Raw genomic sequence first — 11633 nt, 5'->3', positions numbered from 1 at the left:
CTCCGGACGTCCTCGGCTGTGACCTTGTCAGCGATCTCCCGGACGCCGGTATTCCTCGCGGCCCACCGGGCACCTGTGGAAGGGTGCAGTACATGTCGACTACACCGGACGGCCGCCCCATACCTCCCGCGAACGCCGACGAACGAGCCATGCTGAGCGCCTGGCTCGACTTCCACCGCGCCACCCTCGCCCTCAAGTGCGAGGGCCTCGACGACCGGCAGGCCAGGCTCGCCTCGGCGGCTCCCTCGGAGATGACGCTGCTCGGGCTCGTCCAGCACCTGGCCGAGGTGGAACGGAACTGGTTCCAGCGGGTGTTTGCGGGCCTCGACATGCCCCTCGTCCACGCTGAGGGCAAGGGCGACGGATTCACCCTCGTCCCCGGGCGCGGGCTCGACGAGGCGCTGGCCGTCTGGCGGGCCGAGGTCGCGCGGAGCAGGGAGCTGGTCGCCGCCGCTGCCTCACTGGACGAGGCCGGCCGCCTGTCGGAGGCGGAGGCGGCCCTGGCGGGCACCCAGGGGCTGTCGCTGCGCTGGATCATGGTGCACATGATCGAGGAGTACGCCCGCCACAACGGCCACGCCGACCTCCTGCGCGAACTCGTCGACGGGGCCACCGGGGCCTGAGCCCCGCAAGGGTTCGAGTCAACCGACCAGTAAGGGGATTCAACGTGTCTGCGCCACGCCTGCGGGCTACTCCGTTGCCGGGCATAGGAGTTCAGTACGACCTCGTCACGCGTGAGCAACGGCATCTGTCGGTGGTGGCCCACCGCGACGGCGGCCGAACCGTGAGCCTGTACCGGGACGACGATCCGGACTCGTGCGCCCAGTCGCTGCGGCTGACCGCGCCCGAGGCCGCCTCGCTGATCGACGCGCTGAGTCCCTCGCACCACAGCTCCAGTCTGCTGTCCACGACGCCGCTGGGGCTGGTGGCGGAGCGGGTGGAGGTGGCCGCCGGCTCGCGCTGGAACGGACGGGTGCTCGGGGAGACGAAAATGCGGACGGAGACCGGCGCTTCCGTGGTCGCCGTGCTGCGGCGGGCCGAGGCGATCCCCTCCCCGACGCCCGCCTTCCGGCTGGCCGGCGGGGACGTCATCATCGTGATCGGCACCCGTGAGGGCGTCGACGCCGCCGCGGCGATACTCGGACGGGAGTGAGAGCGCCATGCACTCCCAGGTCCTGCTGATCGAGTTCGGCGCCGTCATCCTCGCTCTCGGGCTGCTCGGCCGGATGGCCGCCCGGCTCAGCTTCTCCCCGATTCCCCTCTATCTGCTCGCCGGTCTCGCCTTCGGCAAGGGCGGGCTGCTGCCGCTCGGCGCGAGCGAGGAGTTCATCGCCACCGGCGCCGAGATCGGCGTCATCCTGCTGCTGCTGATGCTCGGCCTCGAGTACACGGCCAGCGACCTCGTCTCCAACCTCAAGTCCCACTACCCGTCCGGCCTGGTGGACTTCACCCTGAACGCGCTCCCGGGTGCCGCCGCCGCACTGCTGCTGGGCTGGGGCCCGGTCGCCGCCGTCGTGCTCGCCGGGGTCACCTGGATCTCGTCCTCCGGTGTCATCGCCAAGGTGCTGGGCGACCTGGGCCGCGTCGGCAACCGCGAGACCCCGGTGATCCTCAGCATCCTGGTCCTGGAAGACCTGGCGATGGCGGTCTACCTGCCGATCGTCACCGCGCTGGTGGCCGGTGTCTCGCTCGCGGCGGGCAGTGTGACGCTGGCGATCGCGCTGGGCGCCGCCGGACTGGTGCTGTTCGTGGCCGTCCGCTTCGGCCGGGTCATCTCCCGCTTCGTCTCCAGCGACGACCCCGAGAAGCTGCTGCTGGTCGTCCTCGGCCTGACCATCCTCGTCGCGGGCATCGCCCAGGAGCTCCAGGTGTCCGCCGCCGTCGGGGCGTTCCTCGTCGGGATCGCACTGTCGGGGGAGGTCGCGGAGGGCGCGCACACCCTGCTCAGTCCGCTCAGGGACCTGTTCGCGGCCATCTTCTTCGTCTTCTTCGGGCTGCACACCGACCCGGCCAGCATCCCGCCCGTGCTGCTGCCTGCCCTCGCCCTGGCCGTCGTCACGGCGGGCACCAAGATCGCCACCGGTTACTGGGCGGCCCGCCGCGCCGGAGTCTCGGTCAAGGGCCGCTGGCGGGCGGGCGGCGCGCTCGTCGCCCGCGGTGAGTTCTCCATCGTCATCGCGGGCCTCGCGGTCACCGCCGGCATCGAGTCCGACCTCGGCCCGCTGGCCACGGCGTACGTCCTGATCCTGGTCGTCGCCGGCCCGCTCACCGCCCGCTGGACCGAGCCGCTGGCCGCAAGGGTCGGCGCGTGGCGAGCCGGCCGCGCCCGCCCAGGGGCGGCGGCCACGGCACCGACGGACGAGACGGTGCAGCCGACGGCTGTCGGCGACTGACGGGCATCCCGGCGAAGCCGCCCAGCCCGGCGGCAGCCTCGTTGTGATCGGCGTCCGCGCCGTGGGGGCGGCCACGGCACCGACGGACGAGACGGTGCAGCCGACGGCTGTCGGCGACTGACGGGCATCCCGGCGAAGCCGCCCAGCCCGGCGGCAGCCTCGTTGTGATCGGCGTCCGCGCCGTGGGGACGGCCACGGCCGGTCGGTTCGCCGCCCGCCGTGGCAGGGGGAGGCAACCGGCGGACTCCGTCGCCGCGGCCCAGCGGAGCGAACCGGAACGGGGACCCTGTCGTCCCGCGTCTCACGACGCCTGCGGCGGCAGGGCCCGCACCAGCCCCGACTGGTAGGCGATGACGACCAGTTGGGCCCGGTCGCGGGCGCCCAGCTTCGTCATCGCGCGGTGTACGTGAGTACGGACGGTCAGTGGGCTGACGTACAGCTTCTCCGCGATCTCGTCGTTCGACCCGCCCTCGGCCGCCAGGCACATCACCTCCCGTTCCCGGGTGGTGAGCGCGGCGAGCGCCTCCGGGGTCGCCAACTGCATTCCCGGAGCAGGGGAGTTGAGGAAGCGGGTGATGAGGGTGCGGGTGGCGTTGGGGGAGAGGAGGGACTCACCGGAGGCCACCGTGCGGATGCCGGCGAGCAGCGCCTCTGCGGTGACGTCCTTGCCGAGGAAACCGCTGGCGCCGGCCCGCAGCGCCTGGGCCACGTACTCGTCCGTCTCGAACGTCGTCAGGATCAGCACACGCGTCGCGGACAGTTCCGGGTCGGCGCAGATCGCGGCGGTGGCGGCCAGCCCGTCGGTGCCGGGCATCCGGATGTCCATGAGGACCACGTCGGGGAGGTGGGCGCGGGTCGCCTCGACCGCCTCCCGGCCGTCGGTGGCCTCACCGATCACCGTCATGTCGGCCTCGGAGTCGATCAGGATCCGGAACGTCGCCCGGAGCAGTGCCTGGTCGTCGGCGAGCAGGACGCGAATGGTCATGGGGTGCGCTCTTCTTCTTCCGAGGGCTGGGGGTAGAGGGGCAGCGCGGTGGAGACCTCGAAGCCGCCCTCCGGGCGGTGTCCTGCCTCCAGGTCGCCGCCGACGGACTGGGCGCGCTCCCGCATCCCGATGAGACCGAAACCGCGCGCCGGCACTGCTACGGCGGGGCCGGCGAGGACCGTGGCGGTGGCGATGGCGTTGTTGGTGACCGTGATGCTCAGCCGGTCCGCCGAGTACGCGAGCCGCACGCATGCCGTCGCTCCGACGGCGTGCTTGGTGATGTTGGTGAGCGCTTCCTGCACGATCCGGAACGCCGTCAGGTCCACCCCCGGGGACAGCGGGCGCTCCTTGCCCTGCGTGGTGAGGGTGACACCGACCCCGGCGGACTGGACCGTGTCGATCAGCTCGGGGAGCCGGGAGAGCCCGGGGGCCGGTTCCAGGGGGGTGTCGACGTCGTCGGCGTGGCGCAGCAGACCGACGGTGGCCTTGAGCTCGCGCAGCGCCGAGGAGGTGGTGCCGGTGAGGTCGTTGAGCATCCGGCGGGTCTGCTCGGGGTTGCTGCGCGCGAGATGCGCGGCGGTGGTCGCCTGGGCGTTGGCCAGGGCCAGATGGTGGGCGACGACGTCGTGCAGCTCCCGGGCGATGCGCATGCGCTCCTCGGTCACCCGGTGGCGGGCCTCCTCCTCGCGGGTCCGCTCGGCGTGCTCGGCCCGGGCGTGCACGGCGTCCAGATAGGCGCGGCGCATGCGTCGCGCACTGCCGGTGGCGACCGGGAGGAGTACATAGGCGACGGGGGCGACCGTCTTGAGGACGAGCGGGTGGTCGACCGGGTCGAGGATCGTGGCCGTGGCCACCAGCATGACGATCACTCCGACGCAGTAGTAGCGGGTCGTCCGCCGGTCGGTGAGGACCGCCAGCCAGTAGATCGCCACCATGGCGGGGGCCAGCATCAGCACGGTGAGCAGATAGCCCAGCGCACTCGCCGTCATGGCACAGACCGTGGTCACGACGACGGCCGTACGCGGATGGCTGCGGCGCAGCAGCACGCCCGCGCACGCGTTGACGGCGATGACAACGGCGGGCCACAGGGCCTCGCGCTGGGTGGCGCCGGGCAGGCTGATCCGGGCGCCGACCAGGAAGAGGACGAACAGCGTCACGACGGTCACCGTGTCGACGACACGGGGATGGTCCGCGATGTGACGCTCGATGTCGATGCTCATCGGCTCTCTCCGGTCGAAGGGTGTGGACCCATGGTCCACGACAGCGCGTCACGACGTCCGGCGAGGGCCGCCCGTGTGTCCAGCACGGGCGGCCCTCAGGGCGTACGGCCGAATGTCAGACCCGGACCGCCTCCCGGTCTGCCGTTCCGTCCGCCCCGTTCTCGGGTGTGGCCGCCCGGTGGGCGAGTGCCTCGCCCTCCACGTCGACCTTGGGCAGCACCTTGTCCAGCCAGCCCGGCATCCACCAGGCGGCCTTGCCGAGCAGGGCCAGTACGGCGGGGACGAACGCCATCCGGACCACGAAGGCGTCGAACAGGACGGCCACGGCAAGTCCGAAGCCGATCATCTTGATGATGGACTCGCCGGCCCCGATGAACCCGGAGAAGACGGCCATCATGATCAGCGCGGCGGCGACCACGACCCGCGCGCTGTACCGGAACCCGGTGACGACCGCCTGCGCGGGCCCGTCACCGTGGACGTACGCCTCCCGCATCCGGGCGACCAGGAACACCTCGTAGTCCATCGCGAGGCCGAAGACGATGCCCACCAGGAAGATCGGCATCATGCTCATGATCGGACCGGTCGTCTCGACGCCCAGGAGCGAGGCGCCCCAGCCCCACTGGAACACCGCGATGACGGAGCCGAGCGCCGCCAGCACCGAAAGGAGGAATCCGAGGGCCGCCTTGACGGGGACCAGGATCGACCGGAAGACCAGCAGGAGCAGCACGATGGCCAGACCCACGACCACGATCAGATACGGGACCAGCGCGTCCTGCATCTTCTGGGCGACGTCGATGTTCGCCGCCGTGCTGCCGGTGACGCTGAACTCCGCGTCCGTGCCGGACACCGTGGCCGCCCGCTCGGACCGGATGCTTTTGACGAGATCCTGGGTCTTCGTGCTGGTCGGCGCGTCGGCCGGGACGGCGGAGAAGATCGCCGTGTCGCCGGCGGGATTGAAGCGGGCCGGCGAGACGGACACGACCCCCTTCGTGGCGGCGATCTTCTCGGAGATCGTCGCCACCGCGCCCTTGGCGTCGGCAGCCCCCTCGGCGTCCACGACGATCGTCAGGGGCCCGTTGAAGCCGGGGCCGAAGGCCGTCGCGAGGTCGTCGTAGGCGCGGCGCTCGGTGGTGGAGGTCGGCTTGGCCTCGTCGCCGGACGTGCCCAGCTGGAGGTCCATCACGGGTATCGCGAGGGCGCCGAGACCGGCCACCGAGGCGATCAGTACCGGGATCGGGCGGCGCAGCACGAACCGGGCCCAGCGGGTGCCGCCGTTGTGCTCGTCGGCCTCCTTGATCTGCCCGGTCTTCCTGGTGGAGCGCGAGAGCAGGGCATTCGGCCAGAACCCGACCAGGGCCGGCACCAGTGTCAGCGCGATGAGCACGCCCACGCCGACAGCGCCGGCTGCCGCGAGCCCCATCTTCGTCAGCATCGGCACGCCGACCACCATCAGCCCGGCCAGCGCGATGACGACGGTGAGACCGGCGAAGACGACCGCCGAACCGGCGGTACCGGTCGCCAGAGCCGCCGCTTCCTGCGGGCCGTGCCCCTTGCCGCGCTCCTCCCGGTACCGGGAGACGATGAACACGGCGTAGTCGATACCGCAGGCCAGCCCCAGCATGCTGGCGAGCGTCCCGGTCGTCGAGGACAGACCGAGCGTGCTGCTCAGCGCCAGGATCGACGCCATGCTGACGCCCACCCCGATGACCGCGGTCAGCAGCGGCAGCCCGGCGGCGGCCAGTGAACCGAAGGTGACGATCAGGACGAGGGCCGCGATGGCGATACCGATCGCCTCCGCGGCGCCGCCCGCCGAGGGCGTCGTCGCCAGCGCCGTACCGCCGACCTCGACGGTCAGCCCCGAGCTCTGTGCCTCCTTGACGGCGTCCTTGAGACGGGTCTTGGTGGCGTCGGTGAGATCGTCGGGCTTCGCCTTGTAGCTGACGGTGGCGTACGCCGTCGAGGCGTTTTCGCTGACCGCCTGTGCCTGGAAGGGGTCCGTGGCGGACGCGACCTGTGAACCGTCGGCCATCTCGCCCACGAACTTCTCGATCGCCGCCCTGTTCTCGGTGGCGGTGACCTTCTCGCCGCCCGGCGCCACGAACACCACCCGGGCGTTCGCGCCGTGCGCGTTGGAGCCGGGGAACCGCTGGTCCATCAGGTCGAAGGCCTTCTGGGACTCGATTCCCGGCATCGTGTTGTCCGCGTCGGGAGCGGCGGGCGCGGTCGCGGCACCGGCACCGACGGCGGCGAGCACCGCCAGCCACATCAGGGCGACGTACCAGCGCCGCCGGAAGGCCAGTCGGCCCAGCTTGTACAGGAAGGTGGCCACGAGGGGGAGGTCTCCACATCATCGGATCTCGGGTACCCGACAAGGTTCCCGGGACCGACCCCCTCCCGTCGTCGTGCGCCTGCCGACAATCGCGACTACTGAGAACGCAGTACAGGCGCCCTCGACGGTCGTCCGTACGCAGGACTGGCGGCACCCCTCGGGTCAGGGGTACCGCCAGCGATGATCAGCAGACGTACGACGGTCAGGCCACGTACGAGGCCGCCTGCGCCGTGCTCACCACCGTGTCGGCCGCCGCCTGCGTCAGCAGCCCCGCCGTCACCCAGGCCGCCGTGGTCGACCGCACCCGGGCTACGAGCGCGGCCTTGTTCGCGAAGGGCGCCCCCGCCCAGATCTCGTCGAGCAGTGTGGTGCCGTCGGTCTTCGCCGGGTTGGCGACCCCGGAGGAGACGGTCCCGAACACGACCGTGGGTTCGGCGCGCCGGACATAGGCGTGCGTCGGGTCCTCGGTCCCCTCGGAGAAGGGGGCGAACTCGGTGCCGTTCAGTGTGTAATGCAGCGGCTTGCCGCTCACCGGGGTCAGGGAGGGCAGCAGATCGCCCGAGAGCGCGGCGTTGCGGTACAGCCCGACGGACAGATAGCTGGTGCTCGAACTCCGCGCGACCAGGTTCACCGGCCCGTAGAACAGGGCCTGGAGCGACGGGTCGTCGAGCGCCTTCTCGACCCGCAGCCGGAACGGCACACTGATCCGGACGACATCGCCGCTCTGCCAGGTCCGCGACACCGCGAAGTAACTACCGGCGACCGGAGTCCCGCTCACCGCCTGCCCGTTGACGGTCACCTGGAACCCGGCCGTCGCCCAGACCGGCACCCGCAGCCGCAGTGCGAAGGCCGCGCTGCCGCCCCCGATCGTGAGCGTGGTGCCCTGCTCCTTCGGGTACTCGGTGGTCTGGGTGACCGTGACGCCCTTCTCGGCCCAGTTCAGGGTGGAGGGGCTGTACAGGTTGACGTACAGGGAGGCGCCGTCGGCCGCCTTGAAGTACACCGAGTCCTGGTACTTCGTGGCGCTCTCCATGCCCGTGCCCTCGCAGCAGGTGGTGCCCTGCTTGGGCGTGTAGTCGCGCACATGCGCGGGCGTGAGCCCGATGAAGTACGTGACGAGCGGCTTCTCGGCGTCGGCCTTGTCCTGCTTGGAGCCGAGCACCTGGTTGTAGAGGGCCCGCTCGTAGTAGTCCATGTACTTCGGATCCTGTTCGTGGAAGAACAGCGTCCGGCTCAGCTTGAGCAGGTTGTACGCGCAGCAGGTCTCCGCGTTGGTGTCGCTGACCGTCCCCGCGATCACCCCGCGCGCCTTCCAGAACTCACCCGTGCTCGTGCCGCCGATCCCGTACATGCGCTGCGGGACGACCATGCCCCAGAAGTTCTTCGCGGCGGTCAGATAGCGCGTCTCACCCGTCGCGTCGTACAGCCGTACGTATCCGGTGAAGATCGGGATGTGCTGGTTGGCGTGCAGGCCGTTCAGGGTGTCGGTGTTGGCCGCGCACGCGTCGATGAGCGTGTCGAGGTCGAACAGCTTGGCCAGGGCGAGGTGATCGGCCTTGGCGGTGATCGTGTACAGGTCGACGATGGTCTCGACGATGCCGCCGAACTCGCCGCTGGAGAAGATGCCCCACATCCGCTGCAGGGTGGCGTCGGGCAGCTTGGACAGCCGGGAGTACATCCAGTCGCACATGCCCGACGCGAGGTCCAGCGCCCGGGTGTCGTCCGTCGCGAGGTAGGCGTCCAGCAGACCCTTGAGGATCTTGTGCGCCGTGTAGTAGGGCGCCCACACCTTCGTGTAGTCGCCGCTCGTCATCGACTCCAGTGCGATGAACTGCGTCTCCGGGTAGGCGGCGAGGAACCCGGCGTGGCTCGGGCCGCCCCAGGTGCGGCGCAGGGTGGCGGTCAGCCCGCGCCCGGAGGCATCGCCGAACGTGCCGCCGGAGGTGGCGGAGAAGTAGTACGAGGCGAGGTTGCCGAGCCCCGCGGTGGACTTCTTGGCCTCGTTGCTCTGCAGTGAGGTGATGTCGGCGGCGGCCAGGGCGCGCGAGTAGACGTTGAACTCGTCGAAGGCTCCCGAGTAGACGGGGTCGCCTGAGTAGTTCGAGCGGCCGAGCCAGTTGTTCGTGAGGGTGCCCAGGGCGGACGGGTTGACGGTCATCGCGGTGTTCGTGGCGACGGCGGTGCCGTTGACGTAGAGGGTGCCCGTGGTGCCGGTGATGGTCACCGCGAGGTGGCTCCACTGGTTCAGCGGCAGTGCGGAGGTGCCGTTGAGGCCCTGTTCGCCGCCGGCACCGTTGGTGGTGATGGCGAACCGCGGGACCCCGCTGCCGTTGCGGGAGGCCAGGTACATGTACCGGGTGGTGTCGTTGCCGAAGTCGAAGACCCGCTGCCAGTTGGCGTCGTGCGTGGGCTTGACCCAGACCGACAGGGTGATCGCCGCGGCACCGCCCAGTACGGCCGCCGGGAGGTCCACGTACTGGTAGGAGCCCCGCACGTTCTCGTGCGCGCCGCCCCACTTCCCGGTGACGGTGAGCATGCGCGGGTCGGTGCGCAGCGCCGCGCGCACGTCGGTCAGCGCGCCGACCATCGTCCCGATCTTGTCGGCGTAGGCCTGCTCCCCGGTGCTCGCGTACGCCTGCGACAGCATGCTCAGGAAGTGGCCGGTGTAGTGGCCGCGCAGGTTGCCGTTGGCCTCGCCGTCCAGGCCCTCCCAGCCGCCCGGGGCGACCGCCCCGCCGGTGGACAGGCCGGCGTTGGCGCGGAACACCTGGAGCAGCCGGTTCACGTCGTAACCGCGCCCGTGGTCCAGCATCAGCTGGCGCTTGCTCGCGAAGACGCCCTGGCCGAGCGAGACGTCCTTCAGCTCGAACGGACGGAGCGTCCAGGCGGACGGCGCGGGCAGGGCAGCGGCGGCGGCCCGGCCGGAGGCGGCGGAGGCGAACGTCGGCGCGGCGGCGGCGAGGATCGCGCTCTGGAGCAGAAACCGTCTCGACAGGTGGGGTGTCACATGTGCCTCGTCTCTGAGGTGACTGACGTGGTTGAGCTCTGAAGTCCCTTGATCTGTACGGGTTTTCGCCCGGCGGTCTACTCGGCGTAGTAGGTCGCGTCCTGCTGGTCCAGGGAGGTGCTCAGCGGCTGGAGCTGGATCAGGCCGTTGTAGTGCCGGATGTAACGGCCCGGGAAGTTGTACGACTCGAAGGACACCCCGGCCGGGTCGGCGAGGCCCGCCCGCCGGGTGAAGGACGCGTCGGCCAGGAAGGTGGCCGTGCCGCTGTTCTTCTCCACCCACAGCTCGTAGTTCTTGTGCCGGAGGTAGTAGCCGGGGAAGTTCGCCGACTCCAGCGAGACGGTCCCGGAGCCGGTCAGTCCGGTGACGATCCGGAACTGCGAGTCGGCGAGGTTGGTGACGTTCGCCTCCAGCTTCGCCCGGTACTCCCAGTGCCGGATGTACCGGTCCGGGTAGTTGAACGACGAGAAGCGGACCGGGGTGAGCCCGTCGGAGACCGGGATGCCGAAGTTCGGGGTGCCGTCGGCGTTCCAGTACAGCTTCTGGTAACGGGTGCGCCGGTTGGGGTCGTTGAGCGGATCGCCGCTGATGTCCTTGTAGTTGCGGTCGTGGTAGACGAGGACGTCGGACTTGCCGTCCTCGGAGACCGTGAAGGTGTTGTGGCCCGGCCCGTACTGCCCGGTCGAGGCGTTGCTCGTGAACACCGGCTGCGAACTCTTCGTCCAGGAGGCCGGGTCGAGCAGGTCGGCGGAGGTGGACGCGGTCAGCAGACCCAGGCAGTAGTTGGCGTCGGTGGCGCTCGCCGAGAAGGCCATGAAGAGCTTCCCGTTGCGCTCGATGACCGACGGACCCTCGTTCACCGTGTGCCCGATGATCTCCCAGGACAGCGTGGGCCGGGAGATCATCGCCGGAGTGCCGCTGATGGTCCAGGGGTTGGACATCTTCGCGAGGTAGATGTTGGTGCCGTCGCCGACGGCCGGGTCGTTCTGCGCCCAGCTCAGATAGCGGGTGCCGTTCACCACGAAGGTCGTCGCGTCGAGCGAGAAGGTGTCCAGCGGCAGCGCGATCCGGCCCTTCTCGGTCCAGGTTCCGGTGATCGGATTGGCGGCCGAGGACTCCAGGACGTACGGGCGGATCTTCCAGATGTCGTTCGAGGCGCCGGCCGCGAAGTACACGTACCACTTGCCGTCGATGAAGTGGATCTCCGGAGCCCAGATGTGGGCGCCCATGTCACCGGTGGCGTGCTTGGTCCAGATGGTCGTCTCGGCGGCGGTCGCCAGGCCCTGGAGCGTGGTGGCCCGGCGTAGCACGATCCGGTCGTACGCGGGGACCGTGGCGGTGAAGTAGTAGTAGCCGTCGGTGTGCCGGTAGATGTGCGGGTCGGCGCGCTGCTCGGCGACCGGGTTGGTGAAGGTGACGGCCGGGGAGGCCGGAACGGCGGCGAACGCCGGGGTGCCGACGACGACGGGCACGGTCACGGCGACGACCAGCGCCGTGCAGGCCTTGAGGAGCGTGCGTCGGCTGGTCGAGCTGCTGCGGGGGCGGTCCACGGCGAGTCTCCTTCAGCGGCCTGTTCCCGGGCCGACATTGTTCGATATATGGAACGACGTACGGAGGTTCGACCGAAAGATAGGTATGGGGCGTGAGCGAGTCAATGTTTCCGACAGATTGAATTCCGGTTGATCGCTCACGCCCCCGG

At 70.3% G+C, this 11633-nt stretch carries 8 protein-coding genes; 3 read left to right on the top strand and 5 right to left on the bottom strand.

Translation table 11 applies throughout. From position 1 onward, the window contains the following. Positions 1 to 92: 92 nt before the first annotated feature. Genes G3I56_RS35290 through G3I56_RS35280 form a run of 3 tightly spaced genes read left to right on the top strand, consistent with a single transcriptional unit; the run spans position 93 to position 2393 of the window. Positions 93 to 623, top strand: coding sequence for a DinB family protein (locus tag G3I56_RS35290; RefSeq protein WP_203691421.1), 531 nt, complete (start codon positions 93 to 95; stop codon positions 621 to 623). A 44-nt stretch (positions 624 to 667) separates the two neighbouring features. Further along, positions 668 to 1153, top strand: coding sequence for a TrkA C-terminal domain-containing protein (locus tag G3I56_RS35285; protein ID WP_164416300.1), 486 nt, complete (start codon positions 668 to 670; stop codon positions 1151 to 1153). A 7-nt stretch (positions 1154 to 1160) separates the two neighbouring features. Next, on the top strand, positions 1161 to 2393 hold the full coding sequence (locus G3I56_RS35280; RefSeq protein ID WP_164416298.1) for a cation:proton antiporter: 1233 nt from the start codon (positions 1161 to 1163) through the stop codon (positions 2391 to 2393). A gap of 301 nt (positions 2394 to 2694) precedes the next feature. Here the strand turns inward: G3I56_RS35280 and G3I56_RS35275 are convergent, their stop codons facing one another. The 5 genes from G3I56_RS35275 to G3I56_RS35255 form a co-directional block, all read right to left on the bottom strand. Then, entirely contained in the window at positions 2695 to 3378 is a 684-nt protein-coding gene (locus G3I56_RS35275) for a response regulator transcription factor (RefSeq protein WP_164416296.1), read from the bottom strand. Further along, positions 3375 to 4598, bottom strand: coding sequence for a sensor histidine kinase (locus tag G3I56_RS35270; RefSeq protein ID WP_164416294.1), 1224 nt, complete (start codon positions 4596 to 4598; stop codon positions 3375 to 3377). Before G3I56_RS35270 ends, G3I56_RS35275 begins: the two co-directional genes overlap by 4 nt. 115 nt (positions 4599 to 4713) lie before the next feature. Beyond that, on the bottom strand, positions 4714 to 6927 hold the full coding sequence (locus G3I56_RS35265) for an MMPL family transporter (RefSeq protein ID WP_164416291.1): 2214 nt from the start codon (positions 6925 to 6927) through the stop codon (positions 4714 to 4716). 202 nt (positions 6928 to 7129) lie between these two features. Further along, positions 7130 to 9934 carry a beta-L-arabinofuranosidase domain-containing protein gene (locus G3I56_RS35260; RefSeq protein WP_164416289.1) on the bottom strand — a complete coding sequence of 935 codons (2805 nt, stop codon included), beginning with the start codon at positions 9932 to 9934 and terminating at the stop codon, positions 7130 to 7132. 77 nt (positions 9935 to 10011) lie between these two features. Beyond that, complete coding sequence (locus G3I56_RS35255; protein WP_164416418.1) at positions 10012 to 11424, bottom strand: family 43 glycosylhydrolase; 1413 nt, start codon at positions 11422 to 11424, stop codon at positions 10012 to 10014. Positions 11425 to 11633 lie beyond the last annotated feature (209 nt).

It is taken from the genome of Streptomyces sp. SID12488, from assembly GCF_010548275.1.
GTDB lineage: Bacteria > Actinomycetota > Actinomycetes > Streptomycetales > Streptomycetaceae > Streptomyces.
This window is presented reverse-complemented; position numbering and strand designations above follow the sequence as displayed.

What these genes read in the sequence shown, in the direction of transcription:
- G3I56_RS35290 (WP_203691421.1), top strand. Translation starts at nt 93, where the DNA reads ATGTCGACTACACCGGACGGCCGCCCCATACCTCCCGCGAACGCCGAC.
- G3I56_RS35280 (WP_164416298.1), top strand. Translation starts at nt 1,161, where the DNA reads ATGCACTCCCAGGTCCTGCTGATCGAGTTCGGCGCCGTCATCCTCGCT.
- G3I56_RS35275 (WP_164416296.1), bottom strand. Translation starts at nt 3,378, where the DNA reads ATGACCATTCGCGTCCTGCTCGCCGACGACCAGGCACTGCTCCGGGCG.
- G3I56_RS35270 (WP_164416294.1), bottom strand. Translation starts at nt 4,598, where the DNA reads ATGAGCATCGACATCGAGCGTCACATCGCGGACCATCCCCGTGTCGTC.